Below are 23312 nucleotides of genomic sequence, written 5' to 3'. Positions count from 1 at the left end.
AGTCATGTCAACTGTTCGGACCTTCGTACGAGCCACCGCCGTTGTGGCGGGCTCGTCGGCAGCGCTGCTCATGGGGGGCTTGATGGGCACCGCCCACGCCGACCCGGCACCGGTGCCGACACCCGACATCAGCCAGCAGCTCGTCGGCACCGCGGCCGCCGCGCCGCAACTGCTGCAGAGCGTCGCCGGCGCACTGGGCGGCCAGCCCGCCACGCCGCCACCACTGGCCAGCGCCGCGATCAAGATGCCGCAGACGCCTGCCGCCGCAACCCCGGGCGCCGGCTCGTCGCTGCTTCCCGGTCTGGCGTCGCCGGCTCCCGCTGCGAGTTCCACACCCGGCCTGGGCATTCCGGGTCTGACCACTCCGGCCCCGGCCGCGACTTCCACACCAGGCCTGGGCATTCCGGGCCTGTCCACCCCGGCCCCGGCCGCGACTTCTACACCGGGCTTGGGCATTCCCGGCCTGTCCACCCCGACGCCGGCCACCACGTCGACGCCAGGACTCAGCCTCCCGGGCCTGACTCCGGCCGCTCCGGCTGCCGCGGCGCCCGCGACGAACCCCGCGGGGATGCTGCCGCAGGCCCAGCTCAACCTGCCGCAGATTCCGGGCATGCCGTTCCCGCTGCCGCAGCAGGTCTCCCTGCCCGGTGACCTGACCTCGCTGATCGGCGGCGGATCGCCGTTCGGCAGTGGGCTCGCCTCGGCGGCCGGCTTGCCCGCGGCCGCCGCACCCGCGGCAACCCTGCCGTTGACGGCGGCACCTGCCGCAACGTTGCCGTTGACGGCTGCACCGGCGACGCTGCCGTTGGCCACCGCACCGGTGCTGCCCGCGACGGCCGGCGCGTCGCTGTTCCCGGTGTCCGCCCTGCCCTGACCGAGCGACCGGCCGGCTAGCGCCCCTGTGCGCTAGCCGGCCTCCACCACCACTGACGACCGGGAGGACACCATGTACATCGCTCGAAACCTGATCAGCACCTTCGCTGCCGCGGCCATCACAGCCAGCGCCGCCGTGGCCCTGTCCCCCACCGCGGCCGCCGACCCGGCGCCGCCCGCACCGGCTCCCGTCCAGCAGATTCCAGGCATGCCCGCGCTGCCCGCGCTGACCGAGTTCAGCCCAATCATTCAGCAGGCCGCCGGCAACCCCGAGCAGGCCACCCAGCTGTTGATGGCCGCGGCACAGGCGTTCGCCAAGAGCCCGTCGGCGTCAGAAGATTCCAAAAACGTTGCGGCGTCGGTGAATCAGTTCGTCCAGGCACCCGACGCCTCGGCCACCAACCACGTTGCCCCGCCCGGGGTGGAACCCGGCGTTCAGGCGCACCTGCCGACCGGAATCGATCCGGTGCACGCGGCCGGACCCGCACCCGAGGCCGCTCCGGCTCCGGCGAACGCCGTTCCGGTGGCGGCCGCGACACCGCCCGGCGGGCCCGCGCCCGCGGCGGTTCCGGCACCCGCGCCCGAAGCTGCGGTGACACCGCCCGCTCCCAACGCCGCCGCGCCGAACTACAGCCCGGACGCACCGCCCACTCAGGACTTCATGTATCCCTCGATCGGCAACGGTTGCTCGAGCGACGGTGGCAGTGTCCTCGCACCCGTGCTGTCGGTAGCCGGGCCGGCCACAATTCCGGCCCCGGGCCCGAAAGCCGGGCAGACGTCGTACGTGTTCACTGCATTGGGCACGCCGGGACCGGCCGACGTGCAGAAGCTGCCGCTGAACCTGACCTGGGTGAACCTGACCACCGGCAAGTCGGGCAGCGCCACGCTCAAGCCGCAGGCCGACATCAATCCGCAGGGGCCGACCACGCTGACCGCCACCGTCGACACCGGGTCCGGCAGCATCATGTCGACGATCTTCGGCCAGGTCACCACCAAGGACAAGCAGTGCCAGTTCATGCCGACCATCGGCTCGACGGTGGTGCCCTGATCCAGCCAACGGACAATCCGCCGGAGCAGCTGCGCTCCGGCGGATTTGTCGTCTGAGACGGCTGCTGCTGGCTAGTAAGCCATGCCGTGCTGATGCTCCATGGCTAGTAAGCCATGCCGTGCTGATGCTTCATGGCTAGTAAGCCATGCCGTGTTAATGCTTCATGGCTAGTAAGCCATGAAGAGGATCGCGTCCCGGTCGTACTCCAGACCGGGGTGCGCGCTGGCCAGATGGGCCTGCGTCAGATCGACCAGTTCGTCTTCGTCTTTGCCGGTGATCGCCTCGCCACACGGACAGTTCAGATGCGTCTTCACTATGTCGCCTTCCCTGTAGACGCCTTCTTGGCCGCCTTCATCTGCTTCTTGTACGAACGGACTTTCTCCAGCGAACCCGCGTCGGCGATATCGGCGACCGACACATGCGTGCCGAACTTTCCGAACTCGCCTGCGGCGGCGCGCCAGCCTTTGGGGGTTACCGCGTACTGCTTGCCGAGCAACGCCAGAAAGATCTGCGCCTTCTGCTCACCGAACCCGGGGAGTCCCTTGAGCCGTCGCAACAGTTCCGGCCCGTCGGGATCGCCGGCCGTCCACAGCCCGGCGGCGTCACCGTCGTAGCGGTCGACGACGATCTGCGCCAGCGTCTGGATCCGCTTCGCCATCGACCCCGGAAACCGGTGTATCGCAGGCTTTTCCGAGCACAAGGCGGCGAACTTGTCCGGGTTGCAGTCAGCGATCTCGGCCGCGCCGAGCCCGCCCATCCGTTCGGCGATCTTCATCGGCCCGCGAAACGCCGTTTCGAACGGGACCTGCTGGTCCAGAACCATGCCGATCAGCAGCGCCAGCGGATCGTCGGCCAGCAACCGATCGGCGTCGGTGTCCTGTGCGAGGCAGAGCGTGATCGTCAACGGTCATTACCAGGAGTAGAGGCCGGCACCATGATCGAGATCCTATCCCCGCCCCGCATCCGTGCCACCCCGACCATCGACTGATCCTGCCCGACGCAGACCAGCCAGGAGATAGCGTGGCCGGATGCCCAGCACCCCTGTCCGCACCGGCCGCAATCTGAGAAACCTCGCCGGGTTCACCGGACTGTCCTGCGTCGCGATCGGGATCTACCACTTCGCGCTCGGCGTTTCCTCGGTCCCCGGCGCGACGGACGCCAACGCAACGGTCGATTCGCGCGAGCGGTTCTACTCCGCCTACTTCGCCGGCTACGGCCTGGCGTGGCTGGCCGCTGCCCGCAGATCGCCGATCCGTGCCACCGACATCCGCCTGCTGGCCGGGCTGATGTTGGTCAGCGCCGTCGGCCGCGTGATCTCGCTGATCAGCAACGGCCGGCCGCACTGGTTTCAGGAAGTCCTCACCGCGGTCGAAATCGCCGTTCCGGCAGCCTTTTTCGGCCTGGCTACGGCTGACGCCCCGGTAGACCCGGAAGAGAGCCTCGCGAGCTAGCCGCTCTTGCGGCGAAACTCCCGATGGTTGCCGGCCGCGCCGTGCGCCCGGGTGCCCTTACCGCCCCCGCCTTCGCGGTGGTCGGCTCCGCCCGCCGACTTCGCGTTCTTGCGTTCGAGTGCCTCACGGAATTTGCGCTTGTTGTCGTCTTCAGGTGCGGACGACGACTCGGCCCCCGACTTCGATCCAGCCATGATCCGCAGCCTAGCGCAGGCCCGGCGGCATTCCGTAGACGTGCGCGACGGGCAGCGTCAGCACGACACGACGGTCGGTCACCATCGCCTGCCGGTAGTCGTCCCAGTCCGGGTGTTCACCGGCGATGTTGCGATACAAGGCAATCAGCGCCTCGACAGTGTCGTCACCCGGCGCCGCCGCAGGCGGGGTCAACGTGGCGGTGCCCTCGGCGACGGCGTACGACCAGCCGTCGTCGGAGCTGACGAGCAGCGACGCCCGCGGGTCACGCCGCAGGTTGCGGGTCTTGGCCCGTGGCTCGGTGACCGAAACCTGGATTTCGACGTTGCGGACGTCGAAGTAGTAGGAGACGTTGGACAACTGCGGCCGGCCGTCGCGTTTGAGCGTGGCGAGCACGCCGAGGGAATTGTCCGCGATCACGGCCAACAGCTTGTCGTCGAACGCGTGGCGGCCCATGTCGAAAGCCTACGGGGCGACTCCGTCGCGTCGCTACCATCACGCTCATGACTCATTACGCGGCGTTCCTGCGCGGCGTCAACGTCGGCGGTGTCAACCTGAAAATGGCCGACGTGGCAACCGCGTTGACCGACGCCGGGCTCACCGAGGTCCGCACGATCCTGGCCACCGGCAACGTCACGCTGGACTCGTCCGAAAGCGCCGACGCGGTTCGCGACGCGGCCGAGAAGGCGCTGCGGAAAGCATTCGGGTACGACGCCTGGGTGCTGGTCTATCCGATCACGAAGCTGAAGTCGATCGTCGACAGCTATCCGTTCGAAGCCGAGGTCGACGGCTACCAGTCCTACGTCACCTTCGTCAGCGACGCCGACGTGCTCGACGAGCTCGCGGCGCTGACCGGTGACGCCGGCGTCGACGAAAAGATCAAGCGTGGCCCGAAGTCCGCGGGCGTGATCTATTGGCAAGTCGCCAAGAACAAGACGCTGGACAGCACCATCGGCAAGACAATGGGCAAGAAGAAGTACAAGTCGTCGACCACCACCCGCAACCTGCGCACGCTGGTCAAGGTCCTGGCCGCTCAGTCGTCGGCGTAGTCCTCCAAATAGCGCAGCGCGTCGGCCTTTCCGAGCCCCAGCCCGCGCGCGACGTCGAGGAAGGCGCCCGCCGCGGCCGCCATCGCAGTGTCCGCCGGATCCGCCCGAGCGACGAAAGTGCCGAAGCGGCCCCGGGTTTCGACGATGCCTGCCGTCTCCAGTTCGCGGTACGCGCGGGCGACGGTGTTGACTGCCAGACCCAGTTCGCCGGCCATCACCCGCACGGTCGGGAGCCGGGTGCCGGGCGCCAGTGTGCCCGCCCGGATCGCCTCGATGATCTGGGTGCGGAGTTGATCGAACAGCGGTCGGTCCGCCTGCCCGTCGACCCGCAGCCAATCGCCCAATTCCACCCGACCAGTATCCCGCAACCCCACCTCGTCGCGCTGCGCACGCTGCATCGTCGACGGGCTCAATCCAGGGCCCGCGCTATCGTGAGAGCGTGCGAATCACGGTGCTCTCCGGCGCGGGAATCTCCGCGGAGAGCGGCGTGCCGACATTCCGCGACGACAAGAACGGCCTGTGGGCCGAGTTCGACCCTTACGAGTTGTCCAGCGTGCAGGGTTGGGAACGCAATCCCGAGCGGGTGTGGGGCTGGTACCTGTGGCGTCATTACCTGGTCAACACCGTCCAACCCAATCCCGGTCACCGCGCCGTCGCCGCCTGGCAGGACCATGCGGAGGTCAGCGTCGTCACGCAGAACGTCGACAATCTGCACGAGCGCGCGGGCAGTTCCCCGGTACACCACCTGCACGGTAGCTTGTTCGAATTTCGTTGTGCCACATGCGGCTTGCCCTACAGCGGCGTCCTGCCCGAAATGACCGAGCCCACACTGGAAGTGGAGCCGCCGGTGTGTGATTGCGGCGGGTTGATCCGGCCCGACATCGTCTGGTTCGGCGAGGCACTCCCCCAGGGCCCCTGGCAGCAGGCAGTGGAAGCGACCACCACGGCCGACGTGCTGATCGTCGTCGGAACGTCGAGCATCGTCTATCCGGCGGCAAGTCTGCCCGAGGCGGCACTGGCTCGCGGCATCGTCGTGGTCGAGGTCAATCCGGAGCCCACACCGCTGTCTGACAGCGCCACAATCACGGTGCGCGAATCAGCCAGTACGGCGCTTCCGACGCTGTTGCAGCGACTGCCCGCCCTGCTGAACTAGGCCGGCCGGCGGGCCCGCCCCACCACGAACTCCGATACCGGCAGCGGCACCCAGGCCGGTAAGGCGCAGTCGGTGCGGGTGGTCTCGATCTCGAATCCCGCAGAGCGGATCGATTGCTCGGTGCGCCGGTGGGCGTGGCAGTTTCCGGCCAGTCGCGGCCACAACGACGTCGCGTCGACGAATCGCTGAAAGCCACCGCGTACTCCGGCACTGGCCACGTGCTCGAGGTAGCGCAACTCGCCGCCTGGTCGAAGCAGCGAAAGTATTTGTCGCAGAACCGAATCGGGCTCGGCTACCGAGCACAGCACCAGCGAGCAGACCACCGCGTCGAATGGCTCGTCCGCGGAGAAACTCTCCACAGTGCGATTGGTCACCTCGACCGGAACCGTGGCGGCGTCGGCCGCTTGGCGAGCCAGTCGGACCAACTGCTGCTCGGGTTCGACCGCAACCACCTGCTCGACGGTGTCGGGGTAGAAGGCGAAATTGGTGCCGGTGCCGGCGCCGACCTCGAGAATTCGACCGGACAACCCGGCCAGATTCTGCCGGCGGGATTCGCGCATCTGCTCGGTCTCGTGTGCGGCGATCGTGGTCCAGAGTCGCGCGAAGAACGGGTGATGAACGGTCTCCGTCGATGACGTCATTGCGACCAGCCTTTCGACCCGAGCGCCGTCAAACGTTCCACGACCTGCTGCGGTGTCGCGTCGGCGCCGACCAGTCCGGACACCATATTCCCTGAGAAGACGGCCCGCAGCACCCGGTCGGTGAATGCGTCGGGATCGCCGAATGGCAGATGTGGCTTGGCGATCAGCAACGCGGCCACTCCGTGCGCTGCGCTCCACAACTCCAGTGCGACCCCGGTCGCGTCGCCGGGCGGAAACACTCCCTCGGCCATCAGCTCCTTGACGGTCACACACATGTGCTCGAACGCCGAACTGGCAAGCGCCGCATCGACATTGCTGTCAGACTTCCATTCCCCCATCGTCGCGATCCGGTACAGCTCGGGGTTCTCGACGGCGAATTGGACATAGGCCAGACCCTGCGCGCGGAGAACGTCGACCGTGCTGGACTGCGCGGCCGACACCCGCTGCATCGCGTCGTCGAGCTTTTCGAAGTAGCGCGCGCACACCGCATCGAGCAGCGCGTCTTTGTCTTGGAAGTGCAGATAGATCGACGGCGGCGTCACGCCAACCCGTTCGGCCACCGAGCGGATCGATACCGCCTTGGCGTGCCCGATGTCGAGCAGGAGATCGGTTGCGGCGTCCAGGATTTCGTCGCGCAGAAGATCGCCGGACCCACGAGGGGCCCGCCTTCTGCGAAGTTGCTCTGTCGAAGGATCAGCGACCATCGGCGACCGTCGTGGCCGGGGCTGCCGCAGCGCTGGGCGCGGCGGGGACGACCTGATCCTGGCGGTGGCGAGCGTGTCGGCCATTGACCGGATCGGCCGGGTCATGCACGACGACGGATTCCGATTCGCTGATCCCGAAGCGGTCATGCAGCCACACCAGCGGTCTGGGCGCCCACCAACTCCAGTGACCCAGAACGTGCATGAAGGCCGGCACCAACACCATCCGCACCAGGGTCGCGTCGGCAAGCACGGCCAGGGTCAGGCCGGTACCGAACATCCGCATGAAGGACACCTGCGCGGCGATCAGCGCCGCGAACGAAATCGACATCACCAGAGCCGCCGCCGTGACCACCCGTCCGGTGCGGGCCAGCCCGAGCGCGACGCTCTCGTCGTTGTCGGCCCGTTGGGTCCGGTTGTCCGGTGGCGTCGGGTGCGAGGCGACCGCAGTCAGCCAGTACTCGCGAATCCTGGAGACCAGGAACACTTCGTAATCCATCGAAAGGCCGAAGGCCACGCAGAACAACAGCACCGGGATGTTGGCCACCACCGTTCCGCTCTGGGTGGTGCCCATCGCCCCGAGGTGACCGTCCTGGAAGATCCACACCAGCGCGCCGAATGCCGCCGTCAGCGACAAGACGTTGCACACCAACGCTTTCACCGGCAGCAACACGCTGCCGGTGAGCAGGAAAAGCAAGACGAACGTGATGGCGCCGATCAGACCCAACACGAGGGGAAGTCGGGTGGTGATCGCATGCACGCTGTCACGATTGATCTGGGCCATTCCGGACAGCTGCACCGACTGGCCGGCTGGACCGGGCACCGCGTGCAACTGGTCGAGCTGGGTGTCCGAAGCCGACGAGAACAGCGGCGCACTGCTGGTGACCGTCAAAAAGGCGCTGTCGTGTGCCATCCCGGTGGCGGCCGAAGGCGGTCCCACCGGGTTGCCGCGGACGAACGTCCCGGTCGGTGCCGAAACCGCCGAAACGTCGGCTATCCGTGACAGGTCGGCCGCATAGCGGCTGAGGTCGCCCGGACGCACCCCTCGAACGTCCGGGACGACAACAGACACCGCGGTCGCCGAGTCATCGGCGAAATCGTGTCGCAACTGATCACCGACTGCATGCGCCGAAGCCGTCGTCGGCAGCACCCGGTCGTCCGGCATGCCCCACTTGACCCCGAGGAACGGCAGCCCGAGCAGCAGCAGCAGCGCAACGACGGCCAGGCCGATCGGGATGGCCCGCCGCATCACGAACTTGGTCGACCGATACCAGAACAACTCCTCGACCGGCTTGCGCACGGGGTCCGCCCGGCCGAAAATCCGACGCCCCAGTTTGCGCACGTCCAGCGCGTCCAGACGCGGGCCGAGCAGCACGATCGCCGCAGGCGTCACCATGATCGCGGCCACCGCGACGAACGCGACGGTGGCCACCCCCGCATACGCGAACGACTTCAGGAAGTACATCGGGAACAGCACCATCACAGCCATCGACAACGCGACAGTGGTCGCCGAGAACAGCACCGTGCGGCCCGCGGTGGCCATGGTTCGGATCAACGCCTCGTCCGGGGCGCTGCCGTCGGCCAACTCGTCGCGGTAGCGGCTGATGATGAGCAGGGTGTAGTCGATGGCCAGGGCAAGGCCGAGCGCACTGCTGAGATTCAATGCGTAGGTCGACACGTCGGTGCCGAAGCTGATCAGTCGCAGCACGGACATCGACCCGACGATCGCGAATCCGCCCAGGCAGACCGGCAGTGCCGCGGTCAGCAGCCCACCGAACACCCAGACCAGCACCAGGAAGCTGAGCGGAATCGCCAGCGACTCCATCAGCAACAGGTCGCGCTCGTTCTGGTGGTTGATCTGGTTGTAGACCATCGCGGCTCCGCCGGCGCGAACGGTGACGCCGTCGCGGTCGTGCACGACGCGCGCGGCGATCGCCTTGGCGTAGTTCTGCGCATTGTTCTCGCCGCCCTTGAGGTTCGCGACGATCAACCCGGATCTGCCGTCCTTGCTGACCAGGTTCGCGAGCAGATGCGCAGGGTCAGGCCCGGTCCACGCCGAGACGACGTTGTACACCCCGTCCGAACCCTGGACTTGCGCGACGATGTCGGCGGCGACCTGGCGAGCCGCCTGGCTTTGCGCACCCGCCGGCGCCGTCACCAGCAGGACCAGCTGCTGGTCGCTCTGGCCGAACTTGTCGGTGAGCAGTTTGATGGCCTGCGCCGACTCCGAAGCCGGATCCTGGAATCCGCCGGCGGACAGGCTCTTGGCGACGGGAAGGCCGAAAACCGCGGCGGCCACCAGGACCAACACCGCAGCCGCGAGTATGCGCCGGGGCCCTGCAATGGCAAGGCGGGCGATTCGCTGCAACATTGGCGTTCCTCCGCTTGTTATCATCGGTAACTTATCAGCGATAAGTTACCGATGCAACCTCCAGGCGCGTGGTCAACGCCTCACCAGAGGGAACGGGACGGAGAACCGCAGAGGTTCAACGCGGCGCCCGATACGCAGGACATTTGCGGAGCATATGTGGTTGAACGTCTGCCCAATAGGCCACTTCCAAGCATCCGGACGCTTCGTCCGGCCGGGCGAGCCTTACCCGGCGGTAACAATTGCCACGATTTTCCGAATCGTGACTCAAAGATTCCTTAAATGTTGCCCATAGGCTCATTTACATGTGGATCGATGACTCCAGTGCCGACGTGATCAAAGTTGATTTCGAGGCTCTCTACCACGGCGACGTCCTGGTCGAGGGTGAGTGCTCGGAGCAGCTCGACGACTGGCACCCGCTGCCGAACGCGAGCTAGTCCGCGCGACGCGCGCCCCTTTCCGGGGCGTGGCCGTGTTGAGGCGTAGTCAAGCCTCGTTTCGACCTTTGGTGTTGACCTATTGAGCAAAAAGCCCCCGCCTCGGCGGGGGCTTTTTCGTGGCCGACGGGCGGATCCGGTCAGCGCGGCGCCATCCGGATCGCGCCGTCCAGCCGGATGACCTCTCCGTTGAGCATCGGGTTCTCGACGATGTGCACCGCCAGTGCGCCGTACTCATCCGGGTTACCCAACCGGCTGGGGTGCGGCACCTGCTTGCCGAGCGACTCGCGAGCCGGCTCGGGCAGGCCCGCCAGCAGCGGGGTGTCGAACAGCCCCGGCGCGATCGTCACCACCCGGATGCCCTTGCTGGCCAGGTCGCGGGCGATCGGCAGCGTCATGCCGACCACGCCGCCTTTGGACGCCGAGTAGGCGGCCTGACCGATCTGACCGTCGAAGGCCGCCACTGATGCGGTGTTGACGATCACGCCGCGCTCTTCTCCGACGAGGTCCTGCTGCGCGATCCGTTCCGCGCCGAGCCGCAGCACGTTGAAGGTGCCGATCAGGTTGATCTCCACCACCCTGCGGAAGGCATCCAGCGGAAACGGCCCGTCCTTGCCCAGCGTCTTGACGGCGTTGCCGGTCCCGGCGCAGTTGACCACGATGCGCAGTGGCCCCAGCGACGCGGCGATATCGAGCGCCGCGGTCACCGCCTTTTCGTCGGTGACGTCCGCGGGCGCGAACCGCGCCCGGTCGCCCAGCTCACGGACGACTTCTTCACCCTTGAGATCGAGCACGACCACCTGAGCGCCAGCGTCGAGCAGCCGGCGGGTGGTTGCCAGGCCGAGGCCGGATGCTCCGCCGGTGACCAGCGCCACGGCATCGGTGATCTGCACGAAGGGTTCCTTTCGGGTGGGGCCGGACGCCGGCGTTTCCCGCCGCGGCGATTCCGACCCACTGGTTGGCCGGGACTATACCCAGTCGTTGAGGACGGTCTCGGTGTCGGCTCCCGGCTGGCCGGGCGGCTTCGGCTGGTCCGGCCGCGAGCGGGAGAACCGTGGCGCCGGCAGTGGCTGCAGTCCGTTACCGGCTTGGTAGAAGGTGTTGCGCTCGGTGATGTGCGGTTCGGTCTCGACCTCGCCGAATGCCAGCACCGGCGTCACACAGGCATCCGAATCCGCGAACACCTTGGCCCAGTGGTCCCGGTCCTTGCTACCGAACGCCTCGGTGAATGCGGCCCGCAGCTCGGGCCAGCGGCTCCGGTCGTTCTGGTCCGGCAGGTCTGTGGGGTCGAGGCCGAGTCCGGCCAGCATCGCCGCATAGAACTGCGACTCGATGGCGCCGACCGAGACGTAACGGCCGTCGGCGCATTCGTAGGTGTCGTAGTAGGGCGCCCCGGTGTCGAGCATGTTGGTGCCGCGTTCGTCGGTCCACATTCCCAGCGCCCGCATCCCCCACATCATCTGCACCAGCACCGAGGACCCGTCGACCATGGCGGCGTCGACGACCTGGCCCTTGCCGGAGGTCTGTCGCTCGAACAGCGCCGACAGGATGCCGAGCAGCAGGAACATCGACCCGCCGCCGAAGTCGCCGACCAGGTTCAGCGGCGGAACCGGCCGCTCCCCCGCCCGTCCGATCGCGTGCAGCACGCCGTTGAGCGAGATGTAGTTGATGTCGTGGCCGGCCTGCTTGCTGCGCGGACCGGTCTGGCCCCAGCCGGTCATCCGGCCGTAGATCAGCCGCTCGTTGACCTTGGCGCAGTCCTCCGGGCCCAGTCCCATCCGCTCGGTGACCCCCGGCCGGTAGCCCTCGATCAGCACATCGGCCTTGGCGACCAGCTTGAGCACCAGGTCGCGACCCTCGTCGGACTTCAGGTCGGCGATGACGAACCGCCGGTTGCGCAACATCGGGTCGGAACCGCTGGCACCGGGCCGGTCGACGCGGACGACGTCGGCACCCAAGTCGCCCAGGATCATCGCCGCGTGCGGGCCCGGCCCGATTCCGGCCAGCTCGATGACTCGCAACCCCGTCAGCGGACCCGCCATGATCTCCCGACCTCTCTGTCGACAACCGCGCGTTTCCAAGCATCTTGACAGTCGGACCGAACGACGCTGCACCCCGGTGGCTTACAGTCGATCGCATGACAGCCATCGATTCCGGAATCGACGCCCTGGCACCCGTCGACGGGCTCGCGGTGAGTCTCGCCGACGGCGTGTTGTCGGTGACGATCGACCGTCCCGACAGCTTGAATTCGCTGAACCTGCCGGTGTTCGAGGGCCTCGCCGATGCGTTGGAACGAGCGGCCGACGATCCCCGGGTGCAGGTGGTGCGGCTCGGCGGGGCCGGGCGTGGCTTCTGCTCCGGAGCCGGAATGGGCGCCGATGACGTCGCCGGCACCGGCGAGGAATTGATCGTGGCGGCCAACCGGCTGGTGCGCGCGATCACCGCGCTGCCGCGTCCGGTGGTCGCGGTGGTCCAGGGTCCGGCAGCCGGCGTGGGCGTCTCCATCGCGTTGGCCTGCGACCTCGTATTGGCTTCGGACAAAGCCTTTTTCATGCTCGCGTTCACCAAGATCGGGCTGATGCCCGACGGCGGCGCCTCGGCGCTGATCGCCGCGGCGATCGGCCGGATCGGCGCGATGCGGATGGCCCTGCTGGCCGAGCGGTTGCCGGCCGCCGACGCGCTGGCGGCCGGGTTGATCACCGCCGTCTATCCGGCGGACGACTTCGATACCGAGGTGGACGCGGTGGTGTCCCGCCTGCTGGCCGGTCCCGCGGTGGCGTTCGCCAAAACCAAGCAGGCGATCAACGCAGCCACGCTGACCGAGTTGGAGCCGACCCTGCAGCGCGAACTGGAAGGTCAGTCACTGCTGCTGGGGTCGCACGACTTCCGCGAGGGCGCAAGGGCTTTCCAACAGCGCCGGACGCCGGCTTTTACAGATAAGTGAGCACCTAGGACACCCGGCAGCCGGGATCTCAGAGACCGAACAGCGGCGGTAGTCCCAGCAGGACGACCAGTGTCCAGACGAAGTGGGTCAGGATCGGGGCCAGTACCCCGCCGGTGGCCCGACGCTCGAGCGCGCAGACGGTGCCCAGGATGATCGCGGCGAAGGCGAGCATCGGGTTGCGGCTGCTGCCCAGGGTGGCCAGGGCGTAGATGACGGTCGAGATCAGCAACGGGTGGTGTCGGGACAGCGCGGTGTACAGCGCACCGCGGTAGAACATCTCCTCGGCGACCGCCGCCAGCAGCGCGACCGTCAGGGTCAGCCGCCACGATCCCCGGTTGCTGTATTCGAGTAAACGGGTGACGAACTCGGCGATCGCCGGGATCTCACGGACGACGAAACCGCCGACGATGAATACCCCACCGAGCAGCAACCCGATGACAGTGCCACTGACCACCGGCCGCTGATTGCGCCCGCGCCAGCGGGCCCCGCCGAGGTGCAGCGGCCCGGACGCGAAAGCTCCGACCGCCCAGATGCCCGTCAGCGCCAGCGACCACCAGTAGAAGGCCTGCTCACCGGGATGCTTGCGCAGTGCCAGCCCCAGCGATGCGACGCCGAGCACCATCACGATCGAGACGATGATCCGCCGCCGCCGCACTGTCGACGGCGGTTCATTGTGCGGCACAGCGACATTGACGATGCCGCGGCGAATCTCTTCCAGAGCGCTGGGCTGGGGACTCAGGTCAGTCACGTGCGCTGCCCCTCCTGACTTCGTTGACCGCACCACTGCCGCGGAACGCCGCAGCGCCGGTCATGTCTAATGCACCTTCGGTGTGAGCGTGATCAAGATATCGAGCCCGGTACGGATCGCACCGGCGATCGGACCCGAGACAGCGCCCACCAAGCCGAGGCCGGGTCGCACGACCGCTGGAGTCACCATCCTCGCAAGCCGCCGGATCCGCAACGTGTCGCCGCCCGCCCAGGCCGGATCGCTGTCGGCGAGGTGGTGGGGGTCGACGAGGGCGTTGACCGGACGGGGCCGGTCGCTCGAGAGTGCGCGGCCGATCGAATCCTCGATCGTCATCAGTCCACCCGGCGGATCGGGGATCAGGTCGCGGAGGCCGGAGCCGCTGGCTCGCATCGGGTAGTCGAGCGACTCGACCAGGTCGGCCGCCAGTCCGTCGGGCACCGGGAGGGCGAGACCGGTCACCCAGGATGCCAGCTTGGTGTCGATACCCCACACCGGCAGGCCGGTCTGCCAGACGCCGGCGACCCGCGCGTAGGTCTTCAGCATGTCGCGGTAGGACGTGGTGTCCGGCCCGGCGATGTCGTAGGAGCCCGCCGGCACCCGCTCCGGGTCGGCGGCCGCGACGAGGTAGTACAGCACATCGGTGATAGAGATCGGGTCGATCGGATTTTCCATCCAGGACGGAATCGGGATGACCGGAAAACGGTCTGCGACGTAACGCATCATCTCGAACGACGTCGACCCCGCACCGAATATCACCGCGGCACCCAGCCACACCACGTCGGCGCCGCCATCGACGCTCAGCGCCTCGGCCACCTCGGCTCGACTGGCCAGGTGCTCGGACAGGCCTTCATCGGAGGGCACGAATCCACCGAGGTACACGATGCGGCGCACCCCGGCGTCCTTGGCCGCGACAGCGACGTTCTCGGCCGCGGCGCGGTCGGCTTTGCGGAAGCCGGGTTGGCCGATGGCATGCACCAGGTAATAGATGACGTCGACGTCGCCGGCCTCAGTCAGCGCATCGCGTGCCGAGTCGGCATCGGCCGCATCCAATCTCACCGCGGTCACGTCGTCGAACCATCCGAACGATGCCAGCCGGGCCGGGTCACGGGTGGCCGCGACGACCTCGTGTCCGGCCGCCAGCAGCGCTGTGACCAGTCGCGATCCCACGTATCCCGTCGCGCCGGTCACCAGTATTCGCACAATGTCAACCTATCGATTGGAATGAACGTTCAACCTACCGATCGGAATGAACGCAGATATTGACTCCCGGATTGCCCCGTGTCCGCGGCGGCAAACCGAAGTGGCCGTTCTCACATACCATGCGGCCGGTTCGACACGGATCCACCGGTCCGATCCGACGGCGGGATCCGGTGGATCGGGCTGAACCAATTGAGCTGTCCGACCGTGACGTTTAACGTGAGCGAACGCAACCAGTTTCGCCCGAATCGCAAGGGGTGAAAGCCATCATGTCATCGACTCCCTCCGTCGCAGCAGTAGCCGTCGAGTTTCCACCACATCAAGTCAGCCAAGCTGAAGCGATCTCCGGTCTGACCGGGTTCGGCGGTAGAGAATTCGATCGCTTCGGTGTGAGCGCAGGTGTGCAGCAACGCCGGATCGCGCTGCCGCTGGCCGATTACGGAAGACTCGGCGGCTTCACCGAAGCCAACAACATCTTCATCGAGGTGGCGCTGACGTTGGGCGAGCGCGCAATCCGGGCGGCGCTGGACGCGGCGGGCGTCCAGCCGTCCGAGGTCGACGTCGTCTTCTCGACCACGGTGACCGGGTTGGCGGTGCCCACCCTGGAGGCCCGGCTGGCAACGCGGCTCGGGCTGCGGCCCGACGTGAAACGGGTGCCGCTGTTCGGCCTGGGTTGTGTGGCCGGCGCCGCGGGCGTGGCCCGCATGCACGACTATCTCCTGGCTTTCCCGGACCAGGTCTCGGTGCTGCTGGCTGTGGAGCTGTGCTCGCTCACGCTGCAGCGCGACGATCTGTCGGTCGCGAATCTGGTGGCCGCCAGCCTTTTTGGCGACGGCGCGGCAGCTGTCGTCGCCAAGGGATCCGCCCGCACACCCGCCGGGCCCCGGGTGCTGGCCACCCGCAGTCGCATCTATCCCGACACCGAAGACGTCATGGGTTGGGACATCGGCAGTAATGGCTTCAAGATCAAGCTGTCCACCGAGGTCGCGACCGTCGCCGAAAAATACATCGGTGACGATGTACGCCACTTCCTCGGCGATCACGGTCTGACACCCGAAGACATCTCGACCTGGGTGTGCCATCCCGGTGGTCCGAAAGTCATCGAGGCGATCGAGAACACCCTGGATCTTCCGGCCACGGCGATGGATCACACTCGAAACTCGTTGCGTGAGAACGCGAATCTGTCGTCGGTGTCGGTGCTCGACGTGCTGTGCCGGAACATGGCCGAACCGCCGCCGCCGGGATCGTTCGGCCTGATGATCGCGATGGGTCCGGCGTTCTGCTCAGAACTCGTGCTGCTCGGCTGGTAGACGATGTACTACCTGCTGATCCTGGCCGTCGCCGTCGAGCGGGTGGCCGAGCTCGTCGTCTCGAAGCGCAACGCCCGGTGGGCTTTCGCTCACGGCGGCAAGGAGTTCGGGCGCAACCACTACCCGGTGATGGTCACCATTCACACCGCGCTGTTGCTCGGTTGCATCGCCGAGGTCTGGGCGCTGCACCGGCCGTTCCTGCCGTGGCTGGGCTGGCCGATGCTGGCCTTGTCCGTGATGACCCAGGTGTTGCGCTGGTGGTGCATCGTGACGTTGGGGCACCGGTGGAACACGCTGGTGATCGTGTTGCCCGAGGCGCCGCTGGTGCAGGGTGGGCCCTACCGCTGGTTGCACCACCCGAACTACGTCGCGGTGGTGGTCGAGGGTTTCGCGCTGCCGCTGATTCACACGGCGTGGCTGACCGCGATCTGTTTCACGGTGGCCAACGCGCTGCTGCTGACCGTGCGGATCCGGGTGGAGAACGCGGCACTGGGCTACGCGTGAGTCACCCCGGCGGTAAGGCGCGCCGGGCTTTCAGCGCGCCTTCCAGACCGGCGGCCGCTTCTCGGCGAAGGCCAACGGTCCTTCCTTGGCATCCTCGGTGCGCAACAGCGTTCCGAATTCACGGGTGGTGCGCGCCCAGCTCGGCTCTTCGTCCGGAATGACACCGTCGTCATCGGCACCGCAGGCGATCCGCTTGCTGGCCTGCACGGACAGCGGCGCGTTGACGGTGATCCGCTTGGCAAGCGCCAGTGCGGCTTCCAGCACCGTGCCATCTGGAACGACCTCGTTGATCAACCCCCAGTCGGCGGCCTCACGGGCGCCGATCGGCTCGCCGGTCAGCAGCATCTGCATGCCGACCTTGCGGGGCAGCTGCTGGGCGATGCGGAACACGCCACCCGCGCCGGCGAGCAGGCCCACCTTGACTTCCGGCAACCCGAACTGCGCACGCTCTTCGGCCACCACCAGATCACTGGCCAGGGCCAGCTCGGTGCCGCCGCCCAGCGCTGTGCCGTTGACCGCGGCGATCGTCGGCTTGTCGATGAAGTGGTGGACGTAACCGGCGAAACCCCATTCACCGTGGTCGGGGTGATACAGGTTCTCGCGGCGCGAGATGGCCTTGAGATCCGCTCCGGCACAGAAGGATTTGTCACCTGCCCCGGTGATCACCACCGCACGGATCTCGGGGTCGTGCTGCGCCTGCTCGAGCGCGTCACCGACGCCGATGCTGACGGCACCGTTGACGCAGTTACGCGCCTCCGGCCGGTTGATGGTGATGACGAGGACATCGTCGCGGCGCTCGGTGAGCACTGCGGCGGTGTCGGTCACAGCAGCTCCACGATGGTGGCGTTGGCCTGACCGCCACCCTCACACATGGTCTGCAGCCCGTAGCGAATTCCCTTGTCCCGCATGTGGTAAAGCATGGTGGTCATGATCCGGGCGCCGGATCCGCCGAGCGGGTGGCCCAGCGCGATCGCGCCGCCGTTGGGGTTGAGCTTCTTCTCGTCGGCACCGATGTCCTTCAGCCAGGCCAGCGGCACCGGCGCGAAGGCCTCGTTGACCTCGAACACGCCGATGTCGTCGAGCGACAGACCGGACCGCTTGAGTGCCTTCTGGGTGGCCGGGATCGGCGCGGTCAGCATGATCACCGGGTCGGCACCGGCCAACACGGCGGTGTGCACCTTGGCAATCGGGTTGAGCCCCAGGTCTTTTGCCCTCTCCGCCGTCATGATAAGCAGCGCCGCCGAACCGTCGGAGATCTGGCTGGAGTTACCGGCGTGGATCACGCCGTCTTCCTTGAAGGCCGGCTTCAGCTGAGCCATCTTCTCGATCGGGGTGCCGCGACGGATGCCCTCGTCCTTGAGTACGGCGTTACCGTCCTGGTCTTTGATCCCGACGATCTGGTCGTCGAACGCACCGGAATCCTGTGCCGCAGCCGCCTTTTCGTGCGACCCCAGCGAGAACTGGTCGACCGTGGTCCGATCGAAGCCCCACTGCTCGGCGATCATCTCGGCGCCGATGCCCTGGTTGGGGGTCCGGTCGTAGCGGGCCTTGAAGCCCGGCGAGAACGGGTTGCCGCCGTTGGCGAGTGAGGCGCCCATCGGGGTGCGCGACATCGACTCGACACCACCGGCGACGACGACGTCGTAGTGTCCGGCGATCACGCCGGCCGCGGCGAAGTGGATCGACTGCTGGCTGGAGCCACACTGCCGGTCCACGGTCACGCCGGGCACGGTCTCCGGCCACCCCGCGGCCAACAGCGCAGTACGGCCGATGTCCATCGCCTGCTCACCGGCCTGCATGACGCAGCCCCAGATCACGTCGTCGACCAGGCCGGGATCGATGCCGGCCTTCTGCACCAGGCCGTTGAGAACCTGTGCGGACAGGTCGGCGGCGTGGACGCCGGACAGGCCGCCGTTCCGCTTGCCGACTGGTGAACGAACTGCCTCGACGATGACGGCTTCAGCCATGGCTATCTCCTTTGACACTCCGGCTCATTTGCCCGACTCCTCCTCAGACCTGCGGCCTGCATCGTCGTCGCGCGGACTTGGATCGATTGTTGACCAACCGCTTAGTTGGGTCGTCGCCGGGGTCCCTTACTGGTAAGTAGCGTCGGACTCCGTACTTTGGAAGACATGTCCCGCATCCTCATCGTCGGCGGCCACGGCAAGGTCGCCCTGCATCTGGCCCGCATCCTCACCGACCGCGGAGACGAGGTGACGTCGACCATCCGTAATTCCGATCACGCCGACGACATCACCGCCGCCGGTGCCCACCCGGTCGTCGCGGATATCGAGCACTTGGACACCGATGCCCTCGCAGACGTGGTGAAAGGTCAGGACGCGGTGGTGTTCTCCGCCGGCGCCGGTGGCGGCGACCCGGCCCGCACCTACGCCGTCGACCGCGACGCCGCGATCAGGGTGACCGATGCCGCCGCCCAGGCCGGCGTGCGGCGGTTCGTGATGGTGTCCTACTTCGGCGCCGGGCCCGATCACGGTGTCGCGGAGGACGACTCGTTCTTCGCGTACGCCGAGGCGAAGGCGGCCGCGGACGCCCATCTGCGTGCCGGCGAACTGGATTGGACCGTGCTGGGCCCGGGCCGCCTGACGTCGGACCCCGGGACCGGACGGATCGCGGTGGGCGCGGGAGCGGCCGACAAGGCAGAGGTCTCCCGGGAGGACGTCGCTTCGGTGGCGGCCGCAGCGTTGGCCGATCCGTCGACGATCCGCCGCACCATCGACTTCAACAACGGCGACCTACCCATCGCCGAAGCGCTGGGCGGCAGCGGCGATCACTGAGGGCGGGACGTCGAGCACACCGGCCCGGCACCGTCGATCAGGTAATCTTCACCTCGCAGTCGGTCTGCCGGTCCCATCGTTTTTTGTGACGGGTGCGGCACCGAGCGAGGCATGTTAGATGTGCTTCGTAAGAGGGAACCCGGTGCGAGTCCGGGACTGTCCCGCAGCGGTATGCAGGAACGAACGTCGTCAATAGCACTGGTCACCAAACCGGGAAGCGACGGCCAGTAGGAGCACCAGCCGGTGCATGCCTGTGAGTCCGAAGACCTGCCGACTGTGCCGGGCGCGCCGCGCCTGGCGGCTCACCGCCTCGTGGAATGGGCGTCTGGCCGTAATGGTTGCAGTGCTGTGCACTGCGCCGGACCGGTTGTGCGTCCGTTGGCGGTGACCACCCCGTCAATTTGAAGGACGACAACCGTGACCGCAACACCCTTCACCGCCACCGTGACCGGCTCGCCGCGCATCGGGCCGAAGCGAGAACTCAAGCGCGCCACCGAAAGCTACTGGAAAGGCAACACCAGCCGATCGGAGCTCGAACAGGTCGCCGCCACCATCCGCCGCGACACCTGGTCGCAGCTGGTCGACGCCGGACTCGACTCGGTGCCGGTCAACACGTTCTCCTACTACGACCAGATGCTCGACACCGCCGTGCTGCTGGGCGCCCTGCCGCCGCGCGTAGAGGGCGTCTCCGACGAATTGGATCGCTACTTCGCAGCGGCTCGTGGCACCGGGGATATCGCACCGCTGGAGATGACCAAGTGGTTCGACACCAACTACCACTACATCGTCCCGGAGATCGGTCCCAACACCGAGTTCTCGCTGCACCCGGAGAAGGTCCTGAGCGAGCTCAAAGAGGCTCGCGAACAAGGCATTCCGGCCCGTCCGGTCATCATCGGCCCGATCACCTTCCTGTTGCTGAGCAAGGCCGTCGACCGTGCGGGCGCCCCGATCGAGCGGCTCGACGAGTTGGTTCCGCTCTACGAGGACCTGCTCGGACAGCTTGCCGACCAGGATGTGCAGTGGGTACAACTCGACGAGCCCGCACTGGTGACCGACATCTCCCCCGATGCCGCCACGCTCGCCGAGCGCGCGTACTCCACGCTGGGGGCGTTGGACAACCGGCCGGCTATCCACGTCGCGACCTACTTCGGCAACCCCGGCGACACATTGGCCGCCCTGGCCCGCACACCTGTCGAGGCGATCGGTGTCGACCTGGTCTACGGCGCCGACACCGCGTTGGCCTCGGTGCCTCAGTTGGGCGACAAGACGCTGGTGGCCGGCATCGTCGACGGCCGCAACATCTGGCGGACCGACCTGCAGGCGGCGCTGGGCACCCTGGCGAGCTTACTGGGTTCGGTTGGCTCGCTTGCTGTTTCGACATCGTGCTCGACGTTGCACGTGCCCTACTCGCTGGAGCCCGAGACCGATCTGGACGACGCGCTGCGCAGCTGGCTGGCGTTCGGCGCGGAGAAGGTGCACGAGGTCGCCACGTTGGCGAAGGCGCTCAAGGACGGCCGCGACGCGGTGGCCGACGAAGTCGCCGAGTCGAATGCCGCGGTCGCGTCACGTGAGAAGGACCCGCGGCTGAACAACAGCAAGGTGCGCGAGCGCCTCGAGTCGATCGCGAAAACCGGTGGCACGGAACGCGGCCCGGCTGCTGAGCGCCGCGAGGCACAGACCGAGCGGCTGCACCTGCCGGCGTTGCCGACGACGACGATCGGGTCCTTCCCGCAGACCGTAGAGATCCGCAAGGCCCGTGCCGCACTGGTCGCCGGCGAGATCGACGAGTCGGAGTACACCCGCCGGATGCAGTCCGAGATCGCCGACGTGATCAAGCTGCAGGAGTCGCTCGGCCTGGACGTGCTGGTACACGGCGAACCGGAGCGCAACGACATGGTGCAGTACTTCGCCGAACAACTGGACGGCTTCTTCGCCACCCGACTCGGCTGGGTGCAGTCCTACGGAAGCCGGTGCGTGCGCCCGCCGATCCTCTACGGCGATGTCACCCGCCAGCAGCCGATGACGGTGGAGTGGGCCAAGTACGCCCAGTCGCTGACCGACAAGCCGGTGAAGGGCATGCTCACCGGTCCAGTGACGATCCTGGCCTGGTCGTTCGTCCGCGACGACCAACCGCTGGCCGACACCGCCGACCAGGTGGCGCTGGCCATCCGCGACGAGACGGTGGATCTGCAGACTGCCGGCATCGCGGTGATCCAGGTCGACGAACCGGCGCTGCGAGAGTTGTTGCCGCTGCGCAACTCCGACAAGCCGGCCTACCTGGAGTGGGCCGTCGGCGCGTTCCGGCTGGCGACATCGGGGGTGGAGGACTCCACCCAGATCCACACGCACCTGTGCTATTCGGAGTTCGGTGAGGTGATCGGCGCGATCGCCGACCTGGACGCCGACGTCACCTCGATCGAGGCGGCACGCTCGCACATGGAGGTGCTCGACGACCTGAACTCGATCGGCTTCTCCAACAGCGTCGGACCGGGTGTCTACGACATCCACTCGCCGCGGGTGCCGAGCACCGACGAGATCACCAAGTCGCTGCACGAAGCGCTGAAAGCGATTCCGGCTGAGCGGCTTTGGGTCAACCCGGACTGCGGCCTCAAGACCCGCAATTCCGAGGAGGTGAACGCGTCGTTGGCCAACCTGGTCGAGGCGACCAAGAAGGTCCGCGCCAACGCCTGACGGCGGGTAGTCGAGAGAACCTGGTAACGAAGGCCGGGCGTGAGGTGCGTCGTCACGCCCGGCCTTCGTCGGCTACAGGCCTGACAGGGCGTCGGCCGCCAGGTTGGGCCCGAATTCGGCCAGCAGCGCGCTCCAGTCGGCCGCCAGCGTGGCTGGCGTCCCGTCGCCGGCCAGCGTCTGGGCGATCTCCTGCGGCAGCTGGACCAGGAGTTCGTCGAGAAGGCCTGGGCTGATGCCGGTTTCGAGCGTCGAGAGGATGCCGGCGTAGGAAATGCCCAACGTGTCAGTGGCGTCGTAGCCATTGAGGAAGGCGCCGGTGAGTACCGCCGGAATGTTCAGCAGGTCGGTGAAGGCCGCGTCGGTCTGTCCGGCGTCGAAGGCGTCGACGATCGATTGCGCACTGTCGGCGAAAGCCTGTGTGGTGCCCAGTAGCGCCGCCGTCGGGGACAGCAACCCCGTCAGGACGACGTTCGACAGGTCATTGGTCAACACGTTGGCCAGATTCTGCGCGATCTCGCCCGGAATCTCAGAGATGTTCACCAGCGATCCGGCGCCGGGAAGCAGGTCGATCAGCAGGCCCTCGGTGAAGTTGTTGACGGACGCGCTGATGTCGCCGGCATCGATCCCGGTGATCAGATCCTGGAACTGCCCGGGCAATTCGTCGGTGAACAAGGTGTTCAGCCCGGTGGCCAGATCCGACAGGTTGGTGCCGATCGTCTGGCCGAACGCCAACTGGTTGGCGATCACTTCGGACAGCACCGGCAACGGGTCGGCCTGGATCTCGGTGCCGATCGCCTCAAGGTTGGCGGCCGCCTCCGTGAAGACACTCGACCACTCGGTCAGCGGATCGGTCGCGGCCGCGAGATCGGCGATCGCGTCGACGCTGACCAAGTGCACGTCGCGATGAACAGCGCCGGTCCCGATGGTCGAGGCGACCGGGTTGACGGCGATCAGTCCCGCACCGACCAGCGCGAACGCGCCGGCCGCACATGCGCGCATCCGGGTGGCTGAACCCGGTGAACGCGCTTCGATGTTCCCCCCGTGGTTACCGGTAAAACTCACCAGCTGCACGGCATCTCCTTTTGCTGAAAATTGATTGTGGCGCATGCCACATTGGCGAGCGGGGACATTACCTGGGAGTAGGATAAGAAACAAGGCACGTGCCCAATAAATCTCTAGATCGCTGAACTGCGAGTTCGCTGTGAATCAG

General features: G+C 67.1%; 26 protein-coding genes and 1 riboswitch. Of the genes, 11 read left to right on the top strand and 15 right to left on the bottom strand.

Features of this window, described 5'->3' with window-relative positions; all coding sequences use genetic code 11:
• The first annotated feature begins 4 nt into the window (after positions 1-4).
• Complete coding sequence (locus ACZYW1_RS17410) at positions 5-874, top strand: hypothetical protein (protein ID WP_463787430.1); 870 nt, start codon at positions 5-7, stop codon at positions 872-874.
• Between the two features lie 72 nt (positions 875-946).
• Entirely contained in the window at positions 947-1921 is a 975-nt protein-coding gene (locus ACZYW1_RS17405; RefSeq protein ID WP_463787429.1) for an Rv1157c family protein, read from the top strand.
• 167 nt (positions 1922-2088) lie between these two features.
• On the opposite strand, the gene ACZYW1_RS17400 is transcribed toward ACZYW1_RS17405, so the two are convergent.
• Positions 2089-2235: a DUF1059 domain-containing protein gene (locus tag ACZYW1_RS17400; RefSeq protein WP_067334757.1), complete on the bottom strand. Its 147-nt coding sequence runs from the start codon at positions 2233-2235 to the stop codon at positions 2089-2091.
• Entirely contained in the window at positions 2235-2819 is a 585-nt protein-coding gene (locus tag ACZYW1_RS17395) for an HhH-GPD-type base excision DNA repair protein (RefSeq protein WP_463787871.1), read from the bottom strand. The genes ACZYW1_RS17400 and ACZYW1_RS17395 overlap by 1 nt, the downstream gene beginning before the upstream one ends.
• 130 nt (positions 2820-2949) lie before the next feature.
• Between ACZYW1_RS17395 and ACZYW1_RS17390 the strand changes: the two genes are divergently transcribed.
• Positions 2950-3372, top strand: a complete 423-nt coding sequence (locus ACZYW1_RS17390) for a DUF4345 domain-containing protein (RefSeq protein WP_463787428.1) — start codon at positions 2950-2952, stop codon at positions 3370-3372.
• Here the strand turns inward: ACZYW1_RS17390 and ACZYW1_RS17385 are convergent.
• The gene (locus ACZYW1_RS17385; protein WP_463787427.1) at positions 3369-3566 is read right to left on the bottom strand and encodes a DUF5302 domain-containing protein; all 198 of its coding nucleotides are present in this window, start codon (positions 3564-3566) and stop codon (positions 3369-3371) included. The two genes, ACZYW1_RS17390 and ACZYW1_RS17385, sit on opposite strands and share 4 nt — an antisense overlap.
• Positions 3567-3576: 10 nt before the next feature.
• Positions 3577-4020, bottom strand: coding sequence for a PPOX class F420-dependent oxidoreductase (locus ACZYW1_RS17380; RefSeq protein ID WP_463787426.1), 444 nt, complete (start codon positions 4018-4020; stop codon positions 3577-3579).
• Between the two features lie 47 nt (positions 4021-4067).
• Between ACZYW1_RS17380 and ACZYW1_RS17375 the strand changes: the two genes are divergently transcribed.
• Positions 4068-4613 (top strand): DUF1697 domain-containing protein, encoded by a 546-nt coding sequence (locus ACZYW1_RS17375; protein ID WP_463787425.1) that lies wholly within the window; start codon positions 4068-4070, stop codon positions 4611-4613.
• Here ACZYW1_RS17375 and ACZYW1_RS17370 read toward each other — a convergent pair.
• On the bottom strand, positions 4598-4963 hold the full coding sequence (locus tag ACZYW1_RS17370) for a GntR family transcriptional regulator (RefSeq protein WP_463787424.1): 366 nt from the start codon (positions 4961-4963) through the stop codon (positions 4598-4600). The two genes, ACZYW1_RS17375 and ACZYW1_RS17370, sit on opposite strands and share 16 nt — an antisense overlap.
• Before the next feature lie 89 nt (positions 4964-5052).
• Between ACZYW1_RS17370 and ACZYW1_RS17365 the strand changes: the two genes are divergently transcribed.
• A complete protein-coding gene (locus tag ACZYW1_RS17365) occupies positions 5053-5766 on the top strand; it encodes an NAD-dependent deacylase (protein WP_463787423.1) in 714 nt (237 codons plus the stop codon).
• Here ACZYW1_RS17365 and ACZYW1_RS17360 read toward each other — a convergent pair.
• The 3 genes from ACZYW1_RS17360 to ACZYW1_RS17350 are packed head-to-tail and all read right to left on the bottom strand — an operon-like array spanning position 5763 to position 9479.
• Positions 5763-6407, bottom strand: coding sequence for a class I SAM-dependent methyltransferase (locus tag ACZYW1_RS17360; RefSeq protein ID WP_463787422.1), 645 nt, complete (start codon positions 6405-6407; stop codon positions 5763-5765). The two genes, ACZYW1_RS17365 and ACZYW1_RS17360, sit on opposite strands and share 4 nt — an antisense overlap.
• Positions 6404-7111 carry a TetR/AcrR family transcriptional regulator gene (locus tag ACZYW1_RS17355; RefSeq protein ID WP_463787421.1) on the bottom strand — a complete coding sequence of 236 codons (708 nt, stop codon included), beginning with the start codon at positions 7109-7111 and terminating at the stop codon, positions 6404-6406. The genes ACZYW1_RS17360 and ACZYW1_RS17355 overlap by 4 nt, the downstream gene beginning before the upstream one ends.
• A complete protein-coding gene (locus ACZYW1_RS17350; RefSeq protein WP_463787420.1) occupies positions 7101-9479 on the bottom strand; it encodes an MMPL family transporter in 2379 nt (792 codons plus the stop codon). The genes ACZYW1_RS17355 and ACZYW1_RS17350 overlap by 11 nt, the downstream gene beginning before the upstream one ends.
• A 302-nt stretch (positions 9480-9781) precedes the next feature.
• On the opposite strand from ACZYW1_RS17350, the gene ACZYW1_RS17345 reads away from it, so the two are divergent.
• Positions 9782-9913, top strand: coding sequence for a hypothetical protein (locus tag ACZYW1_RS17345; protein WP_292980372.1), 132 nt, complete (start codon positions 9782-9784; stop codon positions 9911-9913).
• Positions 9914-10053: 140 nt separating this feature from the next.
• On the opposite strand, the gene ACZYW1_RS17340 is transcribed toward ACZYW1_RS17345, so the two are convergent.
• Both ACZYW1_RS17340 and ACZYW1_RS17335 read right to left on the bottom strand, forming a co-directional pair.
• Positions 10054-10806 carry a 3-hydroxyacyl-CoA dehydrogenase gene (locus ACZYW1_RS17340; RefSeq protein WP_463787419.1) on the bottom strand — a complete coding sequence of 251 codons (753 nt, stop codon included), beginning with the start codon at positions 10804-10806 and terminating at the stop codon, positions 10054-10056.
• A 75-nt stretch (positions 10807-10881) separates the two neighbouring features.
• The gene (locus tag ACZYW1_RS17335) at positions 10882-11955 is read right to left on the bottom strand and encodes a CaiB/BaiF CoA transferase family protein (RefSeq protein ID WP_463787418.1); all 1074 of its coding nucleotides are present in this window, start codon (positions 11953-11955) and stop codon (positions 10882-10884) included.
• 95 nt (positions 11956-12050) lie between these two features.
• On the opposite strand from ACZYW1_RS17335, the gene ACZYW1_RS17330 reads away from it, so the two are divergent.
• Positions 12051-12857, top strand: a complete 807-nt coding sequence (locus ACZYW1_RS17330; protein WP_463787417.1) for an enoyl-CoA hydratase — start codon at positions 12051-12053, stop codon at positions 12855-12857.
• A 28-nt stretch (positions 12858-12885) separates the two neighbouring features.
• Here ACZYW1_RS17330 and ACZYW1_RS17325 read toward each other — a convergent pair whose 3' ends face one another.
• Positions 12886-13605, bottom strand: a complete 720-nt coding sequence (locus tag ACZYW1_RS17325) for a lysostaphin resistance A-like protein (RefSeq protein WP_463787416.1) — start codon at positions 13603-13605, stop codon at positions 12886-12888.
• Positions 13606-13671: 66 nt separating this feature from the next.
• Complete coding sequence (locus ACZYW1_RS17320) at positions 13672-14805, bottom strand: NAD(P)H-binding protein (RefSeq protein WP_463787415.1); 1134 nt, start codon at positions 14803-14805, stop codon at positions 13672-13674.
• 266 nt (positions 14806-15071) lie between these two features.
• On the opposite strand from ACZYW1_RS17320, the gene ACZYW1_RS17315 reads away from it, so the two are divergent.
• Together ACZYW1_RS17315 and ACZYW1_RS17310 are read left to right on the top strand one after the other, a co-directional pair.
• Entirely contained in the window at positions 15072-16112 is a 1041-nt protein-coding gene (locus tag ACZYW1_RS17315; protein WP_463787414.1) for a type III polyketide synthase, read from the top strand.
• 3 nt (positions 16113-16115) lie between these two features.
• A complete protein-coding gene (locus ACZYW1_RS17310; RefSeq protein ID WP_463787413.1) occupies positions 16116-16616 on the top strand; it encodes an isoprenylcysteine carboxyl methyltransferase family protein in 501 nt (166 codons plus the stop codon).
• 30 nt (positions 16617-16646) lie between these two features.
• Here the strand turns inward: ACZYW1_RS17310 and ACZYW1_RS17305 are convergent, their stop codons facing one another.
• Both ACZYW1_RS17305 and ACZYW1_RS17300 read right to left on the bottom strand, forming a co-directional pair.
• The gene (locus ACZYW1_RS17305) at positions 16647-17441 is read right to left on the bottom strand and encodes an enoyl-CoA hydratase-related protein (protein ID WP_463787412.1); all 795 of its coding nucleotides are present in this window, start codon (positions 17439-17441) and stop codon (positions 16647-16649) included.
• Entirely contained in the window at positions 17438-18583 is a 1146-nt protein-coding gene (locus ACZYW1_RS17300; protein WP_463787411.1) for a thiolase family protein, read from the bottom strand. The genes ACZYW1_RS17305 and ACZYW1_RS17300 overlap by 4 nt, the downstream gene beginning before the upstream one ends.
• A 165-nt stretch (positions 18584-18748) precedes the next feature.
• Here ACZYW1_RS17300 and ACZYW1_RS17295 point away from each other — a divergent pair, with 165 nt between their 5' ends.
• Positions 18749-19411, top strand: coding sequence for an SDR family oxidoreductase (locus tag ACZYW1_RS17295; protein WP_463787410.1), 663 nt, complete (start codon positions 18749-18751; stop codon positions 19409-19411).
• Between the two features lie 78 nt (positions 19412-19489).
• A riboswitch (cobalamin riboswitch) is annotated at positions 19490-19700 on the top strand.
• Positions 19701-19828: 128 nt separating this feature from the next.
• Complete coding sequence (gene metE / locus ACZYW1_RS17290) at positions 19829-22102, top strand: 5-methyltetrahydropteroyltriglutamate--homocysteine S-methyltransferase (protein WP_463787409.1); 2274 nt, start codon at positions 19829-19831, stop codon at positions 22100-22102.
• Between the two features lie 72 nt (positions 22103-22174).
• Here metE and ACZYW1_RS17285 read toward each other — a convergent pair whose 3' ends face one another.
• Positions 22175-23173 (bottom strand): hypothetical protein, encoded by a 999-nt coding sequence (locus tag ACZYW1_RS17285; RefSeq protein ID WP_463787407.1) that lies wholly within the window; start codon positions 23171-23173, stop codon positions 22175-22177.
• Positions 23174-23312: the final 139 nt, after the last annotated feature.

It is taken from the genome of Mycobacterium sp. IDUB_36 (genome assembly GCF_055419225.1).
This window is presented reverse-complemented; position numbering and strand designations above follow the sequence as displayed.

What these genes read in the sequence shown, in the direction of transcription:
- ACZYW1_RS17410 (WP_463787430.1), top strand. Translation starts at nt 5, where the DNA reads ATGTCAACTGTTCGGACCTTCGTACGAGCCACCGCCGTTGTGGCGGGC.
- ACZYW1_RS17405 (WP_463787429.1), top strand. Translation starts at nt 947, where the DNA reads ATGTACATCGCTCGAAACCTGATCAGCACCTTCGCTGCCGCGGCCATC.
- ACZYW1_RS17390 (WP_463787428.1), top strand. Translation starts at nt 2,950, where the DNA reads ATGCCCAGCACCCCTGTCCGCACCGGCCGCAATCTGAGAAACCTCGCC.
- ACZYW1_RS17385 (WP_463787427.1), bottom strand. Translation starts at nt 3,566, where the DNA reads ATGGCTGGATCGAAGTCGGGGGCCGAGTCGTCGTCCGCACCTGAAGAC.
- ACZYW1_RS17380 (WP_463787426.1), bottom strand. Translation starts at nt 4,020, where the DNA reads ATGGGCCGCCACGCGTTCGACGACAAGCTGTTGGCCGTGATCGCGGAC.
- ACZYW1_RS17375 (WP_463787425.1), top strand. Translation starts at nt 4,068, where the DNA reads ATGACTCATTACGCGGCGTTCCTGCGCGGCGTCAACGTCGGCGGTGTC.
- ACZYW1_RS17360 (WP_463787422.1), bottom strand. Translation starts at nt 6,407, where the DNA reads ATGACGTCATCGACGGAGACCGTTCATCACCCGTTCTTCGCGCGACTC.
- ACZYW1_RS17355 (WP_463787421.1), bottom strand. Translation starts at nt 7,111, where the DNA reads ATGGTCGCTGATCCTTCGACAGAGCAACTTCGCAGAAGGCGGGCCCCT.
- ACZYW1_RS17350 (WP_463787420.1), bottom strand. Translation starts at nt 9,479, where the DNA reads ATGTTGCAGCGAATCGCCCGCCTTGCCATTGCAGGGCCCCGGCGCATA.
- ACZYW1_RS17345 (WP_292980372.1), top strand. Translation starts at nt 9,782, where the DNA reads ATGTGGATCGATGACTCCAGTGCCGACGTGATCAAAGTTGATTTCGAG.
- ACZYW1_RS17335 (WP_463787418.1), bottom strand. Translation starts at nt 11,955, where the DNA reads ATGGCGGGTCCGCTGACGGGGTTGCGAGTCATCGAGCTGGCCGGAATC.
- ACZYW1_RS17330 (WP_463787417.1), top strand. Translation starts at nt 12,051, where the DNA reads ATGACAGCCATCGATTCCGGAATCGACGCCCTGGCACCCGTCGACGGG.
- ACZYW1_RS17315 (WP_463787414.1), top strand. Translation starts at nt 15,072, where the DNA reads ATGTCATCGACTCCCTCCGTCGCAGCAGTAGCCGTCGAGTTTCCACCA.
- ACZYW1_RS17310 (WP_463787413.1), top strand. Translation starts at nt 16,116, where the DNA reads ATGTACTACCTGCTGATCCTGGCCGTCGCCGTCGAGCGGGTGGCCGAG.
- ACZYW1_RS17300 (WP_463787411.1), bottom strand. Translation starts at nt 18,583, where the DNA reads ATGGCTGAAGCCGTCATCGTCGAGGCAGTTCGTTCACCAGTCGGCAAG.
- ACZYW1_RS17295 (WP_463787410.1), top strand. Translation starts at nt 18,749, where the DNA reads ATGTCCCGCATCCTCATCGTCGGCGGCCACGGCAAGGTCGCCCTGCAT.